Source organism: Microvirga sp. GN3 (assembly GCF_055792825.1).
This window is the reverse complement of record NZ_JBVVAK010000003.1, coordinates 111,382-135,757: the sequence shown is the minus strand read 5'-3', so window position 1 is coordinate 135,757 and position 24,376 is coordinate 111,382. Positions and strand designations below refer to the sequence as shown.

16 protein-coding genes are annotated in these 24,376 nt (G+C 56.2%); 10 read left to right on the top strand and 6 right to left on the bottom strand.

Annotation, left to right across the window (positions count from 1 at the left end):
• The coding region (locus tag ACS5Q1_RS02765) for a group II intron maturase-specific domain-containing protein (RefSeq protein ID WP_473096765.1) at positions 1 to 601 on the top strand (601 nt) is incomplete at its 5' end.
• Between the two features lie 118 nt (positions 602 to 719).
• Here the strand turns inward: ACS5Q1_RS02765 and ACS5Q1_RS02760 are convergent.
• Complete coding sequence (locus ACS5Q1_RS02760) at positions 720 to 1,736, bottom strand: hypothetical protein (protein WP_473096764.1); 1,017 nt, start codon at positions 1,734 to 1,736, stop codon at positions 720 to 722.
• 375 nt (positions 1,737 to 2,111) lie between these two features.
• Between ACS5Q1_RS02760 and ACS5Q1_RS02755 the strand changes: the two genes are divergently transcribed.
• From ACS5Q1_RS02755 to ACS5Q1_RS02720, 8 genes are all read left to right on the top strand, one after another.
• Positions 2,112 to 3,722 (top strand): DEAD/DEAH box helicase, encoded by a 1,611-nt coding sequence (locus ACS5Q1_RS02755; protein ID WP_473096763.1) that lies wholly within the window; start codon positions 2,112 to 2,114, stop codon positions 3,720 to 3,722.
• 170 nt (positions 3,723 to 3,892) lie between these two features.
• Entirely contained in the window at positions 3,893 to 5,557 is a 1,665-nt protein-coding gene (locus ACS5Q1_RS02750; RefSeq protein WP_473096762.1) for an AAA family ATPase, read from the top strand.
• A gap of 11 nt (positions 5,558 to 5,568) precedes the next feature.
• Positions 5,569 to 7,437, top strand: a complete 1,869-nt coding sequence (locus ACS5Q1_RS02745) for a VWA domain-containing protein (protein WP_473096761.1) — start codon at positions 5,569 to 5,571, stop codon at positions 7,435 to 7,437.
• 104 nt (positions 7,438 to 7,541) lie between these two features.
• Entirely contained in the window at positions 7,542 to 7,952 is a 411-nt protein-coding gene (locus ACS5Q1_RS02740; RefSeq protein WP_473096760.1) for a hypothetical protein, read from the top strand.
• A gap of 85 nt (positions 7,953 to 8,037) precedes the next feature.
• Complete coding sequence (locus tag ACS5Q1_RS02735; RefSeq protein ID WP_473096759.1) at positions 8,038 to 8,685, top strand: exonuclease domain-containing protein; 648 nt, start codon at positions 8,038 to 8,040, stop codon at positions 8,683 to 8,685.
• A gap of 6 nt (positions 8,686 to 8,691) precedes the next feature.
• Positions 8,692 to 12,123 (top strand): DNA polymerase III subunit alpha, encoded by a 3,432-nt coding sequence (locus tag ACS5Q1_RS02730; RefSeq protein ID WP_473096758.1) that lies wholly within the window; start codon positions 8,692 to 8,694, stop codon positions 12,121 to 12,123.
• A gap of 995 nt (positions 12,124 to 13,118) precedes the next feature.
• Positions 13,119 to 14,123 carry a hypothetical protein gene (locus ACS5Q1_RS02725; RefSeq protein WP_473096757.1) on the top strand — a complete coding sequence of 335 codons (1,005 nt, stop codon included), beginning with the start codon at positions 13,119 to 13,121 and terminating at the stop codon, positions 14,121 to 14,123.
• The gene (locus ACS5Q1_RS02720) at positions 14,092 to 14,874 is read left to right on the top strand and encodes a hypothetical protein (protein ID WP_473096756.1); all 783 of its coding nucleotides are present in this window, start codon (positions 14,092 to 14,094) and stop codon (positions 14,872 to 14,874) included. The genes ACS5Q1_RS02725 and ACS5Q1_RS02720 overlap by 32 nt, the downstream gene beginning before the upstream one ends.
• 1,161 nt (positions 14,875 to 16,035) lie before the next feature.
• On the opposite strand, the gene ACS5Q1_RS02715 is transcribed toward ACS5Q1_RS02720, so the two are convergent.
• From ACS5Q1_RS02715 to ACS5Q1_RS02695, 5 genes are all read right to left on the bottom strand, one after another.
• Positions 16,036 to 16,296: a hypothetical protein gene (locus ACS5Q1_RS02715; protein WP_473096755.1), complete on the bottom strand. Its 261-nt coding sequence runs from the start codon at positions 16,294 to 16,296 to the stop codon at positions 16,036 to 16,038.
• Between the two features lie 282 nt (positions 16,297 to 16,578).
• Positions 16,579 to 17,031, bottom strand: a complete 453-nt coding sequence (locus ACS5Q1_RS02710) for a hypothetical protein (protein ID WP_473096754.1) — start codon at positions 17,029 to 17,031, stop codon at positions 16,579 to 16,581.
• Positions 17,032 to 17,110: 79 nt separating this feature from the next.
• Positions 17,111 to 19,942, bottom strand: a complete 2,832-nt coding sequence (locus tag ACS5Q1_RS02705; RefSeq protein WP_473096753.1) for a hypothetical protein — start codon at positions 19,940 to 19,942, stop codon at positions 17,111 to 17,113.
• Positions 19,943 to 19,962: 20 nt separating this feature from the next.
• Positions 19,963 to 20,406, bottom strand: a complete 444-nt coding sequence (locus tag ACS5Q1_RS02700; protein ID WP_473096752.1) for a hypothetical protein — start codon at positions 20,404 to 20,406, stop codon at positions 19,963 to 19,965.
• Positions 20,407 to 20,991: 585 nt separating this feature from the next.
• Entirely contained in the window at positions 20,992 to 21,732 is a 741-nt protein-coding gene (locus ACS5Q1_RS02695) for a hypothetical protein (RefSeq protein ID WP_473096751.1), read from the bottom strand.
• 258 nt (positions 21,733 to 21,990) lie between these two features.
• Here ACS5Q1_RS02695 and ACS5Q1_RS02690 point away from each other — a divergent pair, with 258 nt between their 5' ends.
• On the top strand, positions 21,991 to 24,348 hold the full coding sequence (locus ACS5Q1_RS02690; protein WP_473096750.1) for a type IA DNA topoisomerase: 2,358 nt from the start codon (positions 21,991 to 21,993) through the stop codon (positions 24,346 to 24,348).
• Positions 24,349 to 24,376: the final 28 nt, after the last annotated feature.

Here is a 24,376-nt window from a genome sequence, read left to right as displayed (position 1 = left end):
GTTCGCAAGGTACGCCGATGATTGCAACATCTATGTTCGCAGTCCTCGTGCAGGCGAGCGAGTCATGGCCAACGTCACCCGGTTCCTCGAACGACGCCTCAAGCTGAAGGTGAACACGGCAAAGAGCGCTGTCGCTTCTCCGACCGAACGGAAGTTCCTCGGCTTCAGCTTCTTCAACCTCGACCAGCCCAGGCGGTGCATCGCACCGCAGGCACTGACCAAGTTCAAGGGGCGGGTTCGAGAACTCACGCAACGGACGAGAGGGCGCAGCCTCGCGCAGATCGCTCCGGAGCTATCCCGCTATCTCATCGGGTGGCGCGGCTACTTCGGCTTCTGCGAAACTCCATCGCGCTTGCAGAGGCTGGACAAATGGGTCAGGCGACGGCTGCGCGCCATCGCCTGGAAGCAATGGAAGTACGGGACTAACCGCTTCGCGGAATTGCGCCGCCTCGGCGTCGGAAAGGACCTGGCAGCGAAAGCCGCCGGTAGTCCTCACGGCCCATGGCGGCTCAGCCAAAGCCCGGCCCTTTCCATGGCGTTCCCCAATGCCTTCTTCAGAGGCCTCGGTCTTGCCTCTGTCCACGTCCAGCCAGTCGAGTAATCAGACGAACCGCCGTATACGGACCCGTATGTACGGTGGTGTGGGAGGGGCGGAACCGCGAGGTTCCCCCCTATCCCGATTATGCTCGAGTTAATGCCCCGAAAGAGCGCGTGAACAGCTACCGAGACAAACCCATGTCGCGCACGTGAGCAGGACGCCCGACTTCAAGGTTCACATCGACCGGCGTGGAGGTCATTGCCTTGGCTTGGCCCAGAACCTTGTCGACACCTGTCGGCTCCATCCCTGCCGGAAACTTGGACGGTTCGGCTGCAAACGCTCCGATTTGGTGCACAACGCTCCTTGGAAGCGTCTCTGCTCCGGTTTCAGGCGATATCGAGATCCCCGGATCTTTCAGCTCACGGCTGGATATGGGTTTGCCGCGATCATCCAATTGCGAGAACACGGCCCGGCCTTCGGAGATTTCCACCGCACCCTGCCCGTCCCGCCCGGAGAACCGGGCCTCCTTGGTAACGCGCCCGTCTTTGTTGAGCATGGTCATCACGTCGGTTTCGCGATTGCCGACGCCGACGATCTGTTCCAGCGAGCTCTCACCCATCGATTTGCTCCCGATCCGGAGAGCCTTGTCGGCCTGGGACGACAGATCCACACCGTTCTCCCCAAGTCTGAGCGATCCCTCCGGCAGTTCACTGACGAAGTTGCGCTTCCGTACAAGACCGTCCTCAGTCTTCTGGGAGTACGCTGACAGCGTTTCTCGACCTGCTCCGGTCGAGAGCGCGATGACGCTCTGTTCCTCTTTGCTCCCCGGCTCCTTACGCCCAATGGTAAAGATCTTTGTATCAGTAGGCTCCAGTGAGGATAGCTTTCCGTCGGCGACATGCCTACCGCCCTCCGTTTGGGTTTGGCCAGGGAGATTGATCCCGACGGTCCCGGCGACCTCCGCAAGCTTGCCGTTCGCCTGCTGCATCCCGGGCTGGTCTAGCCGAACTGCCTTCTCGGACCACTCTCCCTTTTGCGGGTCTAGCCCTGCCGCTTTCGCTTGTTCCGCTGCTCGGGGAGAGTCGGGATCAACTCCCGTTAGATACTTCACCATGGCTCGACGAGCGAGAATGACCAGTTCCATCGTGCCATAAGCAAGGCCGGCATAAGCGCCAAACCGTGCTGCACCCTCGGCCAATCCCGAGAGCTTATCGTTCCGCTCTGCCCTGCGTAAGAACGAATTTCCGGCATCCCCGATGCTGTCGCTACTGTCCCTGCGAGAATTCCGCTCTTGGGGGTTGCTCGATCCATGCGTTCTCGAATCATCGGCTCGATCATGAGACCTCTGATGGGTGGACGGACTGTCTAAGTGCCTGTCTGCCTTCACCCCAAATCCGTCAGTCTGTGGTTTCATTCGTGCCATCGGCCACTCCTATGAACAGGCCGCTTTTAACATGAAGGCCGAATTAAAAACACATATTTACGCTTTCCGGTTCAGGATCACCGTTTTTAATGATATGATTAGGAATCGTAGTTGCGTTTGGCTCCCAAACTCCCAGTTTCGGATTCTCTGATGCCCGTTGATCATGAACTCCGGCAGGCGATGCAAGATCGCGTGACCACCCAGGCCTCCGAACTCTTGGCCACGGGCCAGAATGTCCTGGTCGTCTCGCCCACTGGGTCCGGCAAGACCAACATGTTCACGGACGTGATCAATAAGACGCTCCAGCGCAAGCCGGACGCCAACATCCTCGTCATGCAGGATTTGATCGCGGTCGCGCAGCAGAATAAGCGCCGCGCCGAGAGCCTGGGGCACAAGAGCACCTCGATTGGCATCGACGGAAAACTCGACCAGTCCGGCCAGATTGTCTACGCGCTCCCTGAAACCGTGATGGCCAATATCCGGTCTTTGAAGCCGTATGACCTCCTGGTGGTCGACGAATGCCACCACGCCAGCGAGAGCGCCGACTCTCAGCATTCGTCCATCATCAACGCGGCTCGGGCGATCAATCCCGATTTAGTGGTCATGGGAGCAACCGCTACCCACGAACGACCGGACGGCAAGGAACTCCACCCTGATCTGGCGAATGCAAGGCTCCTGCGGGTTTCGTATCAGGAAGCCCTGAAAATGGGCGCGATCGTTCCTACCCGGACCGTCACTCCCTATATCGCCCTAAAAGACGGGTCCTCGATCGAGGCCGTCGTCAGCAAATACATCAATCCGACTAATCCAGTCGAAACACAGTCCGGCATCCAGAGCCATATCCGGAGCAACCGGCCGGCGGATTATCATAAGAAGTGCGTCCAAGCCTGGGCCAAGGAGGGAGGCTCCAGCATGCCGACCTTCGCTTACACGGGTACGATCAAAGACGCGGAGCATCTTGCCAAGGCCTTCAAGGAAGCCGGCTTCGCAGCCCAGACGGTGCACTCAAAGCTGTCCCCCGCTCAAATCGACAAGGCCTTCACCGACTATCGGAAGGGGGAGGTCCAGGTTCTTTGCAGCGTCGACATGCTTATCGAAGGTGTCGACGAGACAAAGACGGCGTGTATCCTGAACGCAAAGGAGATCACCAGCCGCGCCGAAAAGCAGCAGATGGAAGGTCGCGGCATGAGAGCCCACACCGAACACGACAGTTCCGGGGCTGTGGCCTTCGATAAGAAGGAATGCTTGGTCATCGACATGGGAGCCTCGACCATCCTTCACGGGCGGATGGAGGACTATATCGAGATCGAGGCCTATGTCGTCGAAGGGCCTAATGCAAGTGGCTATCGCCCCTGGCGCCGGCTGTCACAGCAAACCGACCAAACCGAGGTTCTTGGGCTCCATACCGGAGACAAGAGCCTCTTTGCCGTTCGTCCTCCAGGATCACGCTCGTATCTTCTGTACGAGAAAACCGAGAACACCCCAGGTCGTAAGCAGGGGCAGGTCCGAGACATCAAACCTGCTCGGCCCAGCACCGTCACCAGGATTGATCTTGCCAAAATCGGCCACGAGGCCGTGCGCCGGAACATCTCCTTGTTCACCGTTCTTGAATCCAGCCGCGTCGACCGGGGTGACGGCAAGCAGACAAGGAAGATGAAGAAGATCCTGATGGACAGCTTCAAGGAATCCAGGGGATCGCTCATGACCTTTACCAGGCTGCAGGTCCAGCACGCGAGAAACGCACAGGCTGTTGCAAGATGAATTGATTAGGTCGGGAGGGCGTCGCCTTACGCAGGAGCGCCCTCCCCATAGTCCACGCCGGTCCCACTATCCATCCATCATGGTCGCGACTAATTGCAAACGTGGATAGAAGCAAAAGAGAATTCGGTTTCCTGAAATGAGTTCAAATCTACTCATTGAAGTAAACCCCAATGTCCGAGATCGACGAACAAAAATCATCCCTCATCAATCTCCTTGTCGGTCTCTATATCAAAAAGACCTACTTCCGGATTACTCGCAGCCGCGGCGGCGTTTTCTTTCCGAGCCAGGACGATGTTGCTGATCAATTCCGTGGAATGCTGGCGGAGGCCCTAGGATCGGGGCAGGCGCAGGCAATCCTATCCGCTTCCATAAGCGCGGCCCGAAGTGTCATTCATAAAGCCATGGGCCAGGTCAAATTCGACCCAGCTTCCGCGTGCCATACTGGTTTTTGCAGAGCTCTGACCGACCCGGTCAATATGGGAGACATAGAGGCGCTCCGCGAGCGCATGAAAGCCGCGAGCGATCGGGCACTCGCTGATGCTATCAGCGCCTTCGCCCAGGCCAATGCCGGTCCCAGCGGCACGATGTCAAATCAGGAGCCAGTTACCGAACTGGTTGCTGCGGCTGCCGCACCAACTGCGCCGACTTCGACGCCGTCGAGCGATTATGAACCCGTCGGGCGCCTCTCCCTGGACCGGGAAATCCTCTCAAGTGGTGACCGTCTGATCGAGAGAGCCACCGGCGGGAAATTTCGGAGCCTGGAAAGCGTATTCAGCAAACTCGTTGAGGCCGATCGGATTGCGATTGCGAAGCCAGCGATCTTGCCAACAGCCCAAACCGTACCGGCTCACGGTGGTTATCCTGAAGGACGGCCGTACCAGATCAAAGCCGCCGATCTCTTCGCAGATGCACTGCGCCACCCGGGCGATGCCGACAAACTCGATTTTCCGGTCACCGTCTTTGAATGGTCAGGACCGCATCCCCGGGTTCCAAGCATCGACCATAGTCACCGCTTCGATATCGAGCACCTTCGCCTCATGCTCTGGGCGATTGATCGCGGATACAACTCTGTTCTGACCGGCCCGCCAGGATGCGGAAAGACGACGGTGACCAGAGAGCTAGCGGGTAGGCTTCGTCGCCCCTGGTACCGGATCCCGATGCACGGAGACATGGGCAAACGAGACATGCTGGGAGGCTTCAAGCAGATCAGCACCCAGCAGGGGCCGGAAACCCGGTGGTTTGACGGGCTGCTCACTCAGGCCATCACCCAGCCGGCCGTTATTGACGTGGACGAAATCGACCGGGCAGACCCCGATCTTCAGTACATCGCTCACCAACTCTATGAGGGGGAAGGTATCACCATCCTGGAGGACGAGGGGCGCTTCGTGGCTCCCCACCCAAACGTTGCTCTCCTCGCAACGGCAAACACCAAGGGACGGGCCGACAGCCTCAACCGCTACCAGATGATCGTCGAGATGTCGGAAGCGACCCGCGACCGCTTTGCCGTCTGGGTCGATATGGATTATGCGCCTCCCGATGAGGAGGCAGAGATCCTCACCGAACGGGGCGTCATCAAGACCCCCTCGACCGCGGCCAACATCATCAAAGTCGCGAACCTAATCCGGGCTGCGTACAAACAGGGGCACATCAGCACTACCTGCAGCTTCCGCCAGCTGGAAGCCACCGCGGACCTCGCCTCATTCTATGGCGATGAGTGTGAAGCTGTCCGGCGCATTCTCTATGCCCGGGCCCCGACGCTCGCTGATGCCAAGACAATCTCTGAGCTTGCTCATCAGATTTATGGCGCATCCTGGAATCCTCCGGCCCCCTTCTAAGCACCACCGAAATGACCACCATTCCAGGGTACATCCTGCTGCGGGAGATTGCCTCAACGCTCTCGGCAATGGGGAACCGCCGCTTCAACATCACCTTCAAGGGCAGTCGAGCCTTCACCAACGGCGTGAACATTGTCCTGCCCGCGATCTGGCCACAGGGTGAATACAGGGATGACGATGCCAAAATCCTGAGAGGGTATGGTAATCATGAAGTGTTCCATCCTCTCTACAGCACCCTTCCCCGACGCCTCCCGTGGATCGAGAAGGCGATTGGGGTTCCTGCAGCCGAGATGAACAAAGCCCAGGAGCGTCGCCTAAAGATTTGGCTTAAGACGGAGAACTGCCTCGACGACTGGAGGATCGAATTCATCGGCGCCAGGGAATTTCCCGGATCTCACGTCAACATCGGATACACCCGCAGCCACATCGTCTCTCGCGAGCTCAATCAGCTCCAGACCCGCGACCCGTCTGTTCCGCCTCGCCTAATCCCCAATGTTCACCAGGCGCTCACCTGGTTCGGAACCGTGGCCAATGCCTATCCCTGCGCCCCGATGGCCCAAGTCGCCATTGAGTACATGCGCGACCACGTGGATTCCGAGGCTGTTGAAATCGTCGAACATTATTGGCCCGCAATATCCCGCTGCAGGAGCAATCCTGATCTCTACCCTGTTGCCCTCCATCTCACCGACCTCCTGATCCGCCTCTCCCATGAGCGAACGCAGGCTTACCGACCGTCGGGCTGCCTTGCTGGGAGCGCGGGCGAGACTCTTAGATCCCCTGGACCTCAGGCTGAAGGAAGCACCTCTGGCGAGCACAAGCCCGGATGTCCGACAGCTCACGGGCCGGATCGGAACGGCCCCAGTTCAGAGGCCATCGGCAACGGAGACCAGCCTGATGTGCAGGCAGATGGCGACGATCAACTGGACGCCCCTCTGCTCGACATTTCTGATGTAGTTGCCAGGATCGTCAGCCGAACTCAAAGCGACGTACGGGCCTACAATGGCTCAGTCGCCCGCGCTGAAGAGTCTGGGCGGCTTCCTCCCCACTACCGGAGAGCATTCTCGACTCCGCTGATCATCGCACCAGAAACCCGGCAGCCCGAGGACGCGGACGCGTTTCGTTCCATCATGCAGAATGCAAGCCGGGATGCTGAGACGCTATCTGCCGCTGTCCGCTCACTCCTTATCTCGCAGCAGCGGAAGGTTGTCCGCCGCCACCGGCTCGAAGGCGAACTGGACGATCAGAACGTCATGGGCATCGCAATGTGCGATCCGGATATTTACCGACGTACTGAGCGCCGCACTGGGACGAGTGCCGCCGTCCAGTTGATGCTCGACGCCTCAAGGTCGATGCTGACCTCCGAGGAGCAACCCAGCGGATCCGAGGCCGACCAGAAACCCAGAGCAAGCCGGCGCGACGTTCTCCTGCGAGCTACCGGCGCTGTGATCGAAGCCATCGGCCACCAACGCCAGATTGACCTTGCCATCGACAGTTACACTACGGACGACCAACTCAATCCCACGATCGTTCGACACAAATCCTTCGGAGAGCCCCCTTCGACCATGCGGCCAGCTCTCGGATCGTTCCTTCGCCGAAGGAATGGAGGAACGCCGACGGCCGAGGCCATTCTGGAGGGAACCCATCAGCTTTATCGGTTGAAACACGACAAGAAGGTTCTCATCCTGATAACTGATGGGGAAGCAAACGATCCTATCGCGGCCGAAGAAGCCGCAAACGTTTCAATCTCATGTGGCGTTCACCTGATCGGCATCGGCATTGGCCAGCAAGCCCCATCCATGAACATTCCCGGCTGGCTTGTCATAAATGATGTGAGTGAACTTCCAATCCAACTTCTCGAAGCTGTGCGCAGGTTTCTATGACGGCCGGCTTGGATTAAAAGCGAGGGATAACGCGGCAAACTGCATCTTAATTCGCGATTCGAGAACGAACCTTCCACGAGTCGCTGCAGCAATATGGAGCACAAATGGCCCCCCAGCATACCTTCGTGATCTCGGGAACGCTCAATGAGCAGACCTCGCAGAACTCCGTGTCCTTTCTGGGGACCATCGTCCTAGAAGGGGTGACCTTTGAGGTTCGGACCCAGCAAAAGGTATCCAGGGATAGGAAACGTTATCAAGCGGTGTCTGGTAGGAGCGCTGCCGGAGAAGTGCTCAAAGGGGCAATCTTCACGTTCCCCCTGACCGATGCCGACAAGGCCGCCAAGCGCCCCTGCTTCAAGGGCAAGCTCAATCGAGGAAGCAAGGTTTACCACATCGCCGGCTGGTACAACTCGACACCAGACGGTGAAATCATCCGAGTGGGAGAAAACAAGCGCAAAGTTACCCGTGCCTCTGAAGAGCGCATTTGCCCTCCCTCGGCCCAATTGGGTGCATAAGGGACACAATCCTCATCTTTCCAGATTTTGCCCTCTCCCCTTTAGAGGGCAAAAACCCCAATAAATTCAAAAGTTGAAACTGCCAATGCCTGCATCCGACCCCCAAAATGAAACGGTCGAACGCTTCTGGATCGCTGATACCGAGACCACCGGCCTCAGCGTCGACGATGGCGATCGGATTATTGAACTCGGCGCTGTTGAGGTCGTGAACCGCGTCCGGACAGGGCGGACCTTCCACTCCTATATCAATCCCGAAGGGCGCCGGATCTCCTATGGCTCATTTGAGGCCCATGGGATTCATGACACCGTGGTTCAGGATGCTCCCTTGTTCGGCGAAGTTTATCCAAAATTCTGCCGCATGGTGGGCGACGCTCCTTTGGTCATCCATAACGCTCCTTTCGATGTCGGTTTCATCAATGATGCCTGCCGGCGGGATGGGCTGCCGACACTCCCTAACCCCATCATCAACTCCATCGATACCGCCTCGCTCATCTGGCCAGGCCGGACCGTTAACCTCGATGCCGTCGCAGGGCGCTTAGGCCTTTATGATCCAGAACGGGCAAAGAAGCACGACGCGATCAAGGACTGCACTCTTTTGGCTGAGGTTTGGATCAGAATGCTGGCTCTTCGGGAAAACCCGCAGTCCCAGAACGACCTCTTTGCCGGTCCTCAACACTCCACCATGCCATCGCCTGCCGTCGCTGTTCGCGGCTGGTCCACGAAGCTTTTGTGATCTCTGATGCCGAACAATCTCAAAACCGAGTCCTACTATTCCTTCGGCCGGTCTTGCTTGTCGCCGGAGGCTATTGTCAGCCTCGCCAAGGCGGCGGGGCAGAGCGCCGTCGGTCTCTGTGATCGCAATTCGATGGCAGGCTCATATGAGTTCTGCAAAGCCGCTAAGAAGGCGGACATCAAGCCCGTGCTTGGCCTTTCGGTCGAGGCTAGCATCCAGGGAGCCGAAGCAAATACGACCCTCACCGGTTGGGTGACCCTCTATGCTCGCAACGAGGCAGGGCTGAGGCATCTCTACAGAATGGCCTCGGACTGCCACTCCGGTCCGCTGCCCCTGGAGCTTTTGGTCCGGGATCAAGCCGATGCGATCTACTTCCTCACAGGGCCTACTGAAGACGGCCTTCTGGCGAACGCGACCCGATCCGGCAATGCTCCTGCCTATGTCCAAAACCTCTTCGCCATGTTGGATGCCAGCGGCGTTACCTATGCCGTCGAGCTCGAGCGGCGGCAGCGACCCGAGTCCGTGGAAGCTCGGATCCTCGACCTGTTAGACGAGTTCGCCCTGGAGCCAGCTGTGGTTGCCACCAGCGAAATCCGTCACGGCACAGCGGCAGACCGGGAAGCCCTCGAGATCATCGAGTTCGTTTCCCGTCGGAAGGAAACTGGGGTCGCCGAGGCATTGGCTGAGAAAGGCAATCTTACTGCCGGGGTCACCTTCAAGACACCGGCGGAACTGGAGGCCCTCTTTGCAGACGTCCCTCAGGCCCTGATAAACGCCGACGCTATCTCCAGCCGATCAGAGGCCTTCGTTCATTCGAGCCAGCCGCGCATTCCTCATATGCCCGGTCTGACCGCTGAGGATGAGATCGAGCAGATCAAAACGAGGGCCCGGGAAGGACTGGCCGCACGGATTTCCCAAAATCCCTACATCAAAGTGAAGAAGCAGGCCTATCTTGACCGGCTGGAATTCGAGCTCGATCACATCACGCGTCTGGGCTTCTCCGGCTACTTCCTCATCGTCTCCGACTTCATCACCTGGTCCAAGCAGAACAACATCCCCGTTGGGCCTGGGCGCGGCTCCGGTGCTGGCTCACTTGTGGCATGGTCTCTGTCGATCACCGAGTTGGACCCGATCCGGTTTGGTCTGTTCTTCGAGCGATTCATCAATCCCGAGCGAATTTCGCTGCCGGATTTTGACGTCGATTTCTGCAAAGCTCGGCGCCCGGAGGTCCTCGACTACGTTCACCGGCGCTATGGGGCTGACTACGTGGCGCATATCGGCTCCTACGCCACGCTGGCAGCCAAGGGCGCCTTCCGGGCAGCGGCCGCATCCCGAGGCATGACCCCGGGTGCGGTGGAGTCCTTCGTCAGGCTCATCCCTGATGATGCCAAGACCCTTGCCGATGCAGCCCAACTCCCTGCGGTAGCGCGTGCCCTATCACAGCCGGAGACCTCAGAGGCTTTCAATGCCGCCCAGGTCGTGGAGGGATCGGTCACCCATGCCACAAAGCATGCGGCCGGTATCATTATCGCAGACCGCCCGCTGATCGAGACGTGTCCTCTGTACCCGCCAGACAAGAGCGACCTCAAAGTCGCTCAGTTCGAAATGGGAGCCGCCGAGGCCACCGGACACGTCAAGTTTGACTTTCTCGGTCTGGAAACCCTCACGGTCATTGAGAACACCCGCCGCCTCCTCAAGGCCGATGGAATCGAAATCGATCCCTATGCGCTCCCATGGGAGGACGAAGCGACCTTCACCATGCTCAATCGCGGCTGGACGCTTCGCGTGTTCCAGATCGAGAGCCCTGGGATGACCAAGGCGCTCCGGGAGATCAAGCCGAGCCGGTTTGAAGACTTGATCGCGCTTGTGGCCCTCTATCGCCCCGGCCCGATGGAGTACATCCCGCAGTATGCCGCTCGAAAGGCCGGCCGTGCCAAGGTGGGCTACCCCCATCCGAAGCTGGCCGAAACGCTGGCAGAGACCTACGGGATTATCATCTACCAAGAGCAGATCATGCAGATGGCTCGTATCGTGGCCGGGTACAGCCTGGCCGAGGCCGACGTTCTGCGCAAAGCCATCGGTAAGAAAATCCCCGAGGAGATCGCCAAGCAGCGGACGATCTTCGTCCAGAAGTGCATCGAGCAGGGCGAGACGGAAAAGGACGCCAACGAACTCTATGACTTCGTCCTGCCCTTCGCGGCCTATGGCTTCAACAAAAGTCATGCCGCAGCCTATGCGCTGATCACCTGGATCACGGCCTATCTGAAGCGCCACTACACCCATGAGTTCCTCGCGGCCAACATGGAGCAGGAGATCACCAAGGTTGAAAAGCTCATGCGGACCGTGGATGAGGCCAAGAAGATCGGCATTACGGTTCTCCCACCGGATATCAATGTGTCCGGCGCAAGCTTCCAGATCGAGAGACGGCAGGACGGCTCTAAAGCCATTCGGTATGCTCTTTGCGCTCTGAGCGGCATCGGCCGGGATCTGGCAACTCAGATTGCAGCCATCCGCGAGGATGGACCCTTCAAGTCTCTCGAGGATTTCATCGACCGGACCTTGGGCACCGTCAAACAATCGGATATCCTCACCCTGATCCTGGCCGGCGCCTTCGACCGTCTCCAGCCCCAGAATACCGACAAGTCTGTGGCTCCAAAGGACAACCAGGCCCGTATCGATCTTCGGGCCAAGCACCTCTCTGCTACGGAACCGTTACGGAAGCAGGCGGCAAGCCGGAAATCGGCGGGCGTGAACCAGGGCGATCTGTTCGGCAGCTTTGCACCGGTACCGCTGAAGTTCACGGTAGAACCACTTTCCGTGGGCGACGCGATTGCCGGCGAGGAGAAAGCCTTCGGCTATCGATTTGCGGCACATCCCATCGACATCTACGCCGATCTGATCGGCACGAACGGGATTGTCTCACTGACCACTGCTCGCCGTACTATGCGGGAGGTCACACCTGACCAGACTTCGCTGAAGGCCCTGGTTGAGATCGTCAGCATTCAGGACCGCAATGTGGATGGGGCAGTGATTACCGAAGTTCAAGTTGGAGATGCCTGCTCGGCGATGCGGGCTCAATTCTCGAACAAGGTCGTCCCGCCGATCCTCTCAAAGGATCCCCTGATCGCCGTGGTTGAGATCGACTGGTCCAAGGGGAACCCTGTGATCACCCGCTGGTCGCCGGCTAATGCCGAACAGCAGAAGGCTGGGAACGGAGCTGTTGTTCGTTGCCAGGATCAGACCCTCGCGGTTCAGGTCCTTGGAGAAATCCGCTCCCGCAACGCGCTCAGAACTCAGGCTGCAAATGGTTCCCGCCTATTCATCGCGATCGGGAACAACGCACCCAAAGAGACGAGCCTCACCATCAAAACTGACGATGCAAGCCTTGGAGCAATCAAAGCGATGAAGGGCGTCATCGGGATAGAAATGACAGGATAGGATCTATGAACCCATCCAGAATCGAGATCCGGCTTTCTACAACTTGCGGCGATGCCGGCCTCGCTCAAATTCGAGACGTTATCCGGCAGAAGGCGCTACGCCCTCCCGGCACCTCCGGGCTAGTCTTTATCGTTCCAACGCCCGGTGTTGATGTCATGATTGACACCCAGGTACGGCGGATTAACGCTTCTCCTGAACTGCTCACGGCTCTCCAAAGCTTGGAGATGGTCGAAACAGCCACACTTGTGGGGAACCAAGTTCGCAATGTCGCATGATCCGAAGGAAAATTAACACTCCATCCTAATTCGTGACGGAGTTCGCAAGCTTAACAGCCGGTACACACGCCGCCCAAGAGTAGATTCGATCATCTCGGCATACGCCTAAACCTACATACAACTCCTTGACCCTAAGGCTTCTGCGATAGCCAAATAGGCGGTGATTTGCCTCGCAACTTGATATAGATTTGACCAATACCATGAGGAGGTGCGCGTGAAGGGCTCACTTTTCCTTCTAGTTTGCTGCTTAGTGACCTCACCGGCTTTACCAAGCGAAGCGGTTCTCTCCGGGCACGTTACGAAGCCTGTCCTTCTTACTTTAACAGCACGGACGCCAGGAAGGGTGATAGATCCACCCCAAGTTGGTGATCGGTTCACGCCACGATCGTCTACAGGCGCAAAGCCAGTTGTCACTATTGAAACTGAAGAGCGCTCTCAGGTAGCTGCGCTTGGAGCTACATTGGATCGAATCAGCTCACTCCTTCATGTTAATGGGTACTACTATGAAGAGCTTGAGGGCAGATATGGTCTCGAGCTCGACGATTTAAGGGCCATCTCTTTAGAGGAAGCTGCTGATCTATACTTTGCGTATAATAAAGGTAAAGCGAGTGATATTATCAAGGCGGGTTAGGCATTGAGAACTATGGCGGGCAGGATGCTCCCGACGCAACGGTAGCGCAAATTGCGAGATCTCAGCCATGGTCAGATGCACTGGCTTGGATGCGGCGAGCACGCCCAAGTGATTGGATCAGCGACAAAGAAAGCATACTTGTCATTAACAAGTCCGCCCGTCGTAATTTCCGTCGGGACCTTGGCATCGACGACATGCGCATTGAAACGCTTGACGGACGGGTTCCGCTCCGCATGAACAATCAAGTACTACTCCGGGGACCACCCCTGGAGAGCCGGAAAATTAAGCTCCGCCTTCCCTTCGGAAACACGTCCGAGCAATGTGATCAAATCCTAAGGTATTGGAGTGACGTTGAGAAATATTCCGTCTGGACTGACGAAGATCTCTCCTTCTTAAAAGAGGTCGATAAGAGTGGCGCTGTTTCTCAGATCTCTACTCGGTTCATGGATGATTATCCTAAGGATCAAGTCGTCTGGAAAATTTCAGATTCCCTGAAGGCGGATTGCGAGAAACTGAAGCGACATCTGCGCTGGCGGGAGGCGCACGAGACCGTTGTCCGTGTCGCTGCAAATAAGGCAATGGCAGCTAGAAGAAACATCCAGAACATGGGTGTCGGTGACGCAAGCAGGGGATTTATCGATCAGATCGTCAACGACATTACCCACGGAACCTCCATAATCGAGAACAGCCTTGCCATGTCTCCACAGGATATCCAGGACGCGTATCGCTTTCTAGGTGAACGACAGGTTCGGGATATCGTGTCTGCCGCAGTTGTACACGCTATTGGCATACCAAGTGAGGGCATCTCGGCATTGCAGCCGATGAAAGGCGCCAGCGCACAAGAGGAACTGCTGTTGACTTTCTTGAAATCGCTAGCTCCTCCACTCAGCTTCATAGGAGACATCCTCATCATAAATGAGGATCAGCCGCGTATAACGGCCAAACAGCTACTTCCGCCCGCACAAACGTGGCGATCGATCACCACCAAAGATCGCACTCAACTCAACCAAGAATTAGAGATCGAGCGTACAAGGACCGCGTTTGCCAAGGCGCGGATTGCAATTGGACTCTACGGGATCCCCCGAGCAGATTGAAGGCGGCTTGCTGTCTCGGTTACTCGATGAAGAACTTCTGGTCATAGAAGAACGTTGGGCGAAGCGACTCTTGGACACCTGGAAAGAAACGCGAAGCGCGCTAAACAACGCTGTCCGAGCGTATGACGAAGGAAGATACTGGGCGTCGGAATCTATAGAGGTTGTCGCGGTATTAGCAGATGACGTACAATCTGTGGAGGCTGGGCAACCAGTCCTTGTAGCTCGTGCGACGCAGCGCATCTTAATAAGCTTGCCTGCAAAAAAAATAATTGAGATCTTTCCAATTGTTACAGTCGGCAGCCGATTCAATGCGTCGTTAGAGAATGTAGCGGCGTTGATGCCACCTATTCAGTTCCAACGACAAATACTCACTCTTCCTGATGCCCGCTCAATAGTTCCGGCAGTTGAGCAACTTCGCCAGCGGGGCTTGTTAGATATACCAGCAACAGCTGTTGTTACAGATGTCAATGACGATCATGCAGCCATCGAAATTACAATGATGCCGGGCGGCTATGTTATTGATCTCGCGGATTTGAAATCTAGAGTCCCAGATGTGCCGGACGATCGATTGCAGAGACTACTTGACCTCATTGGCTTGTCTCCAGAGACCGATGGAAAGTATCGACTGACAACGCTAGCGCTCGATACTGGAGCGTCGATCATGGTAAAACTAGCTCCGTCTGCTAGTGCCGTTCAAGCAGCTGATACGACGAGGCAATGGCAGTCCCTTGCAACCGGTGGCAAACAGTAGGCTCCGATGTTAGTTCGTGCCTCAGCAGCCATTGCTGTCGCTGTTGCAAGTTTTACCGCATTTCCGGGGGCCGTTGTGGCCAGCGACTGGAATGAGGGCGGGGTATCTTCAGAAGGGGTTAGACGCAACACTAGCCATTCCGGTTGGGTCGCTGGAACGCCAGACTATGCAACTATGAACTACAAACTTCCAGAGTTACCAAAGGGAGAATCGTACATTGAGAATGCCCTTCGGGTGAGATCTGGTGCTTCCATTGAACCGATAGGGGCATTCTTAGCGTGGGTCTGGTTAGTTCGGCCTGGAGGTGAGTGGGATTATAAAGCACAGAGCCTTGAGCGATTTGAGGCCGGGGGTAACTTTAATTACGGAGTCACAGCTGCTGCACTAGGCGTTCCTCTTGAGATCGCACGGGTTGGCGCAGGTTTTGTTAACGCCGCGAGCATTGAAGCTCGTAACTGGAGCCATAAAAGATTGATTGGCGGCGGCCTGTATCCAGAATTTGGGCCTCAGCAGACTGATAGAATTACGATACATTGGGAAAGCCCGACTTGGATACGGACATCTCCATTCCTCTATGGATGGAGGAGCCGCTTTGACGCACCTCATGATCAACATAACATCGTACGTGGGTATACGTGGTTCAATTCGCTTCGAGGAGGCCATGGCAAAGCCTTGGCTACGTCCGCAGGAGACCGCGTGGACGTCCTCCAGCAGACAAGTCTTGCAACAAATCGATTAAGTAGCCGGATTTCAACACCGCGGGAATACGCACGTTCCGTTTCCGACAATCTTCAAGAGGAACTAAAGCGTAAAAAGAGGAATGACGATATCGTACGAGAGCAACGGGATGTTGCAGCCCGCACAAGAAAGCAAGATGCCATAGATAGGGATCGGCGTGATTCCGAGTTTCGAAAGTCGCTGGAAGACAGGAGCAATAAGACGTGGAAGGGACGTTGCTACGTGATCAGAGGTGATCAAGGGGAAATCCTCGGCAGAGGATGCGTAGACTAGTCCCTCCAAATGTTACAGGAACCGACCGTCGAGTTCAAAGGCTGAAGGTTGCGTCAGATCTCGTGGCGGGTCTCCAGGAGCCGCCCACCATCCAACAAGGTCCTGTGACGGATGGCGTAACCCAGAGACATTGTAGCGCTCCAACTTGGTTCAATTTGCCGACTGTCGCGCTTCGATTAGCTGCTCAACATCCTTCAGCAGTCGATCCTTGAGTTGCTTGTATGCGTCCTCATCTTTTGCAAGCTCAAATGGTATCTGTTGAATCCGGTTGAGCAACTCAGACCTGAGTCCTTGCGCGAATGCATCCTGCTGTGCCTTTAGCGCGCTGACGAGCCCTGCAAGATGCTCATTTGTTCGTGCGGTTTGCTTATTCTCCTCTCGCTGCAGTAAGACCTGGATCAGCCCCAGCATTTGTAGTTCCCATCCTTCGATATTGTCCGTGACACAAGTGATCTTCGGTGATGGGAATGGACTGCCCTGTAAGTTCTTGAGACAGTACGTCATTACGGGCGTGCACCTAGGCGCTCGGTAGCTGACACGCCCAGGGGTCCCTTCGGCCCTCGTGCAACTCTGCCCTCTAGTCTCTGACCATTCAACTGATTGACCAAATGCTACCGAAACTAGCAAGGAATATGCAATAGAGATGAGCAAAACGATCTTAGCCATCAAGTGCCTCCGATTAAGCTAAAAACCTCATTTTTTGGACTCGAATACCTCGGATAGATCCTGACGTAGCCTGTCCTGGATGATCTTGTAAGCTTCATCATCTTTGGCAAACTCAAGCGGTATTTGGTCAAATCTTTTCAGCAGCTCAGTGCGGATTTCCTGCAACCTTTTTTCCGTATGACTGAGCATTTTGTCCGTCGCATCAACACGTCCGATTAACTGCGTAGCAATCTGGTTCAACTGAGCTTTGAGTTTGTCGATCTCCAGATGAACCTCCTGGGCCGTCATAACCTGAAATGTGGAGCCGGGTGGAGGCACTCCTGTCTGAGTAGATCCAGTCCTATTTTCCCACCTGTTCGTTTGCCCGCCGAAGTGCTCTCGCGACAGCTTCGCGACATCTTCAACAGATGCGGCACCGGGAATCAGAACAAGGGTACCTATGCATCCAATCAGATACTTCGAGCAAATTCCCATTCGCATTCCAGATCCTCCGCGCCAATGCTATTCCGACCGAGCGAATATTGGAGTATTCAGGCTGGCTAACCTAGAATTGATACCATCACTGGACTTTCCCTCGGAGTTGTTGCAGTTTTTCGGCCCTAGCGACACCTTCCACTAGGGCGATTTGCTCGTCCTTCTCCAGTGATTTTGCTGCGTGATAATCAGCGAGGCGTTCTGCCACCCTTACTCTCGCATTAAGCAACGCGGTCATCTTAGGCGGATAGATAAATCGCCCTTCGACAAACATCTGGGGTTCCGGGATTGGCGCTAGGATCCATGCCTTCTTGTCGCCTAATCCGGACAGTTCAAGTGAGATTTTTCCTTTATCTCCATCCACGATGAAACGGAGGTCGTCACCGAACACGCCTCGCAACAGGAAGCTCGGATCTCCTGTTGTGTTCAACGCATACTCGTATGCCGTCCGATATTTGAGGAGAGAAGGTTTTTTCCCCTCTGAGCTCGGATCAAGCTGACGATACCTGTCATGCAAGCGGATCACCGCCACGTTAGCGGCTAGGTAGGGGTTGGCGCGCAGAAGCTTAAGCGAAGCCTCAGCCGCCTTCGCCTTCCTTTCGGCAAGCGCTTTATCGTCCGGAATTGGACCATAGAGAACATCTGCAATCGCCTTGGTCGTCAGATCGCCATACACGGTGTTGTACCCACCGACCGCTGCGTCCAAGACTAGCTGTAACTTTTCAACGATATCTTGCCCAACTCCCAATGCGTCAGGGGACGAGGATGCGTGAGCCAACAGTTTATCCTGAGCGATATAGTTTTTGGTTTGCGGATCGACTAAGTCAGCCAGGCGAGAGACGATAAGGAGCCAGTCAGTCAAGACTAGTGCAATATCCGCTACCATCGGTGTCCAGAGGAGACCGGTCGCCGTCTGATCCGCGTCGCCTGATCCACCGCAAAGAAGCCGTCTTGCGCGTCGTTGTAAATAGCTCTGCGCGCCGCAGGCGGCACCAGCTGGCTTGGCTGTCAACCGTTGCCTCTGTTCATAGACCGACAAGCCCGGACTCATTAAGAGTTCAAAGCCACGCGCCGGAGTAAGCTCAGTCCTCTGAAACAAATCTGAAAGGAGAGATGCACTTGGATTGTGAATCTCATCAATGAACCTTTCTAATGCCTTTTTCGTGTGTACGCCGCCCTGCTGTGCTTCCGCCGGCGGCAGCGGCTCTGGGGTATGTGAATAAGCGGAATTGGCATCAAGGAGATTGCCGAACCAATTGGCGGCGGTAATTGTAATCGGAGTTTGCCCGATCTGAATGCACTCGTTAACCTGAAACGCGTTCGGAACGAGGGCGGAGTACATATCGCTTAGGCTCGAAAAGTCGCCATTCGCCAGTACGTGATAGCGCTCTTCATTGCCGACTACGTGCTCATAAATCACGTAGCACGGCTTCCAAGGTGCCCACAGCAACTCCCGTGCAGTATTTCCGATCCGTCCGATCTCGAAGTCCATCCGGGCAAGGTGGTCTTCAAGCGCAAGATAATAGCTCTGCATCTGCTCCGAGAGCTTAACGATGCCTTCCATTATTTTCTGCTGGTTCTGAATAATCACATCGAGTTTTTGATTGATCGCCTCGAACTGCTGTTTCAAGTATCCCATCAGAGCCTTGAAACGTTCCTCGTCTGGATCCGTTCGGCTTCCAAAGACGCCACTCACCTGGACGATAGCTCCAAGGTAGTTCCCCGTCGCGAACGCTTGAAACGCACTTGAGGCGACGTTGCCGTACTGCATCGCTTTCGACAGATCTGGCGATAGCTCAATCCCAAGATTGTTTGCGATTGTCCCGATGTCGTTTATCGTCGACATCGTCTTCTGTATCGCCTGAGCCGTATTTTGAATCTTAGCCTCGGCCTCGAAGCGCTTTATCAGATCTGCCTTCAGTTCTGGGCCGTCACAGTTTGGCGCTCTTGCAGGACATTCAAATCTTTCTGCCATAAACCCAGCCTTGAGAGAAGCGGCCTTCGCAGCTGGGTCCATCTTGTCGAAAACAAAATCGACGACGAACCCGGAATTACGCTCTTGCCTCTCCAGGCGCCTGTCGATCGAGCTAACCGTTTCCTCTAAATCTCCAATTTGACCCTGGAGACCCTCTAAAGCTTTCCCATGCGCCTCCAGGGTGGTGATGGTCTTTTGTTGAAATATCATCAACTTGCCAATCTTATCGTCGATCTTCGCGAGACGTTTATCTTGGCTGTCAATCTGATCGAGTGTTGCTTTTTGAGTATTCCTAATCGCCTGTATGACGAGATCTTGAACAGCTTCTTTTGCGACTCCATCGGAGCCGACCATGTTCGAGAGCTCGGTGATAGCGCCGCTCTGGACATCAATCTTGCTCTTAAGTTCCTCGGGCGACAGTTTCTGGAGGTCCTCGTATTTCGATCCTGTCGCTTCCTCCAATCTCGGTTGAATCTTCTTAAGATAAACAGCCAAATCGGTGTTCATCTCCGTTTGTACCTTTTCGAAATATGCGTCAGATGCTGCTTGGGCTGTAGCCTTCAGCACCGCCGCCGGCACAACTCCGACACCGGACGCCGCCATGGTGACTGCTGTCCCATCAATCAGAAAGTCTGTTGAGGCTTTGGCTGCCATAAATGCACCTTGAGCCTCATTGCGGAACTTTACATATCCCTGGACTGTATTAGCCAACGCTTGCCGTTGAACAGCGGATGTGGCCCCAGTGGCCGGTGGTAGGGTTGCATCTGTGGCCACAGCGATTGCGCGTACCATTGTGATGCCATACTTTACGCCGGCGGCCTGTAGGCCGGCACGGTTCTCAGGGGTCCATCCTGGTACAGCCTGCTGTGCAGATGTTTGGGTGGTAATCACAGCGCAAGCGGAGGTCAGGAGCATAGAAAGGGGGAAGCGAGAAAGTTTCATGAGAACCTCTCCAATCGAGATCACTGCTGTCGGTCAAATACCTCGGCCATGTCCTTCTCGAGCCGCAATTTCAGCACTTGGTACGCGCCATCATCCTTAGCCAATTCAACTGGAATTTCCGCAATGCGGTTCAGCAACTCGACGCGAAGAGAAGTGAGAGTCTTATCTTGCGAAGCGTTTTGCTCCTGCAGAGCCTTTAGTACCTTTGAGAGCTCTGCTACCTGGGCGGACAAAGCACTGAAAAGTCCATCGATCTCGCCAACTGTGTAGACCTGAAAGGACTTGCCCAGGACTTCCTTATCTGACCCTCCAAATGCCTCGTTGGCGCCCCTAAAATGCTTGGTTTCCAGTCCGGGGTTGACGATATACTTCTGAAACGTAGCAACCCTCTCTGAAGCTGACGCCAACGGGGCTACGAATAGGAATGCTGCCGTACATACCCACTGAATGATCTGGAGAACCATTTCGTGCCTCCATGCCTAGTTCGCGATTTGTTTAAACTTCTAGTTAGGTGTGGTGTTGCTCTGCCAGTTCTACTACTTTTAACCTATCCCGGAGCGGGCGCGTGCTGCAATTTTGAGGTATTGCTGAGCGAAGCGACGTCTGTAGCTGCATCCAACCTCACTTACGCTCATGTAACTTTGGCGCCTCCAATGGCCTTGCCAGCCGTCGGGGTCAAGGCTCAATAATTATCACAGGATGGGTGGTGGCGATTTAAATGGCGCCAGAACGAAATAAACGGTGGTCTGCGACACCCGTGCTCTCGTCCCCAAACCCCGAGCATGGTACCGGCTGATTCCAGAACGATAGCAGAACACGCCATTCATGCCCTCCGTAGTCATTTGCGAAAAGCAATCCCAAGGCCGTGACATGGCTACGGCGGTTGGAAACACCTATGGGCAGGTGCTCGCCGCCCAAGGACACCTGCTCCGGCCGCAGCTCCCAGGGGAGGTTAATCCGGCCTGGGAGAATAGCGCCACACGCATCATGAAATTCGCGTATTCATAGCAGATCCGTCAAAAGGACGGTTCGAGAGACGATCTGCTCTCTTAGCGATTAGTGAAGCTGACGGTCTTCGAGCACGCCGCCGCTCCCGATTTCCGGCAGGCCGAGCCGTGAAGTTCCAGGGTGAAACTGGCTTTCCCGCCGCGGTTCACAACCTTGTACCCCCGGACGTACTCGTTGAACTTCTCCGTCCATTTATCGGGCGCGGTGGAGATCAAGACCTGGGTGAGGCTTCCGGCGCTGCCGCTAAACATCGAATGCATGCCGTCACAGACCAACTCGCCGTAGTCAATGATCCAGTCCTTGAACCCGTCACCGTTCAGGTCATGCTCATTCGTGGCGAACCCCTTCCGGAACTTGAAAACATCGCAGGACTCCAAGTTCCCCTTGAAGGCCTCGACCACGTCCGCAGGGTAGCCGGAAATGTCGGATGATTTCTCAGGCGGCGGTGGCGTCGTGCTCGCCTTGATGAACTGGGTCGGAACCCAGCCGCCGTCATCATCCCCTTGGCTCACGTAGCAGAAGCGGGGGAGGCCCCGTGATGCAGGGTCCTCGTCCATGATGACCTTACCAGCCGCGTTGACGTTATTGCAGGCGCTGACCTTGAGCCACTTGGCATCGTGCGAAACCTCGCCCACCAAGTGGGACTTGGGATCGGGCCAGCGCTTCAGGACGAGCTTTTCCCCAGGTGCAATGCCCGTGACATCAACGATCTCCGGGTCGGCGGCCAGAGCGGCTCCCGTTCCGATGACAAGGGAGAGAGAGAAGGCGAATAGGATACGCATGCGGATTTGATCTCTGTTGGTGCCAGCCTTGTAACAGTTCCCAAGCGTGGCGGTAGGTGTGGCGACACAAATCCACTGCTTCCTGACTAGGGCAACGTGGATATCACCCCAGCGCTTCGGCCTGTTCGCACACCATTATCAGCCGAGGTTAGTAGCGCCAATCCGAAATAAACTGTAGTCTGCGACACCCGTGCTCTCGTCCCCAAACCCCGAGCATGGTACCGGTTGATTCCAGAACGATAGCAGAACACGCCATTCATGCCCTCCGTAGTCATTTGCGAAAAACCATCCCAAGCCCGTGACATCGTCACGGCGGTTGGAAGCACCTATGGGCAGGTCCTCGCCGCCCAAGGACACCTGCTCCGGCTGCAGCTTCCAGGTGAGGTCAATCCTGCCTGGGAGAAATGGACTGACGATCTCCTTTACCCGCAGGGAGGCCGCTACGGCTATGTTCCCGGCGAGGGTGGCGGCAAGAAGGAGGCGCTCGATAAGATCAAGCGAGCGCTGTCTTCGGCCGACGAGGTGATCATCGCTACTGACTGCGATCGCGAAGGCCAGGGAATCGGTCAAAGCCTTCTGGAGTTCCTCAAGTTCAAGGGTCGCGTCCGCAGGGCCATGTTCACGGCGCAGGACCCGACGACCCTGCAAACCGCCTTCAGGTCGCTCAAACCCAATTCCGAATACCAGGGCATGTACGATGCCTTCGTTGCCCGCCAGCAAGGCGACCAAATCTACAATCTCTCTCTGACCCGCGTTGCGACCAACAATCTCCGCCCTGAGGGAAGCAAGAAGCCCGTCGGGATTGGGCGCGTGCGCAGCCCTACTCTCGGTATCCTCTGCCGACGGGAGCTTGAGATTCGAAACTTCGTTCCGAAGGAGTATTTCGAGGTTCGACTGAACATCCTAGGCGCTTCAGGCAACGCAGATCTATTCTATCGACCCTCTGACGAGAACCGCATCTTCATCCGAGGCACCGCTGACCAGATCGCCGAAGCAGCGAAAGCTTATGCCGGGCCGGTCCACGTGAAGACCGAGCGCAAAGAACGCTCGCCTGCCAAGCCAATGGACCTGCCGACCCTTCAGAAGCGAGCCTCCCAATGGGGCTGGACTGCAAAGAAGACCCTCGACACGGCTCAGGACCTCTACGAGACCTTCAAGATTATCACCTATCCACGATCCGAGTCCCGCTATCTCAACGAGAGCCTGATCCCGCAGGCGGCTCCCCTTCTCACGATGCTCAAGGAGGTCTCCGATTACGCCTCCTACTCGCTGAAGGCCCCGGTGATCCGCAAAGGCAAGAGCGGTGTCTTTTCGGACAAGCAATTGGAGGGCATCTCCCACCACGCCATCATTCCGAACATCAACTGCCCGGGCGGTTTTGCCAAAACGGTCGGCCAGCTTAATCCCGATCAGAAGCGCCTCTTCGACCTGATTGCCCGAACCTTTCTCGCGGCCATCGGCGAACAGCACATCTACGACCAGACTAAGGTTTGGGTCGACGTTCAGGCTCCCCCAGTGCCTCCTGGCAAGTTCACCTTCTCGGTCACCGGATCAGTCCCGGTTTTTGCCGGCTGGAAGGAGATCTTCGAAGACAAGTCAGACGACGACGAGGAGGAGAACAAGCTCCCGCCGCTGAAGAACGGGGAAGCCGTGAAGGCACGTGAGACGGAAGTGCAGGTCAAGATGACCAAGCCGCCGCCGCGGTACACCGAAGGCAGCCTCATTGAGGCCATGCAGGACGCCTGGAAGTTCGTTGATGACCCGGCCGAGCAGGAACGCCTCAAGGAAGCCAAAGGCATTGGAACCCCGGCTACCCGAGACACAATCATCGAGGGCCTCAAGCTTCAGGGACAAATCACGGTTCAGAAGAAGAACCTCGTCCCGACCGAGCTTGGTATGCAACTCTACCAGATCCTGGCCTCTGCAGCGCCTGTCATCGTCGATCCCGGCGCAACGGCCCGCATGGAGGCGCGCCTCGATGACATCCTGAGCGGCAAGGCAAGCGCCGACCAGGTAATCAAGGAAATCTCCAAGGTCGCCTATACCCTCATACCGAGCATCAAACAGAAGAAAGGTTCAGTCACCGCAGCAGTGGCCACTCCTCCAACCAAAGCCATGGTTCAATTCGCCCAGACCATCGCCGGTCGGAAGAACATCCCCCTACCCCGAGAGGTCACGAAAAACTTCAAGGCCTGCAAAGCCTTCATCGACCAGCACACCGGAACGGCCCAAAATGGGGAAGGAAGTGGCGACTGGCTCCTCGACAAAGCCCAGAGGCTCGCCCAGGCCACCAACACACCCCTGCCGGATTCCATCAAGCAGGATCGCGCGGCCCTCAAAAAGTTCGTCGACGAAGCTGACAAGAAACGCGGTTCCGAACCCGCCAGCGACAGCCAGATGGCCTGGGTCAAGAAGCTCGTCGATCAGGGCGCCACTCCACCTGAGGGCTACCCCCACGCTGTATCGAAGGCAACGGCGAGTAAGTTTCTCGATGCTGCGTTCGCCAAGAAAGCCCCTAGCGGCGGTTCTGGAGCAAGGCCAACTGCCGCAAAGGCGGGAGCCCAGAAGCGGCCGGCGGGAGCACCAGCCAAACGGTTTGCGGGTGCGAAGAAATAGGCCGCAGACCGATCTATCCAAAACGAAG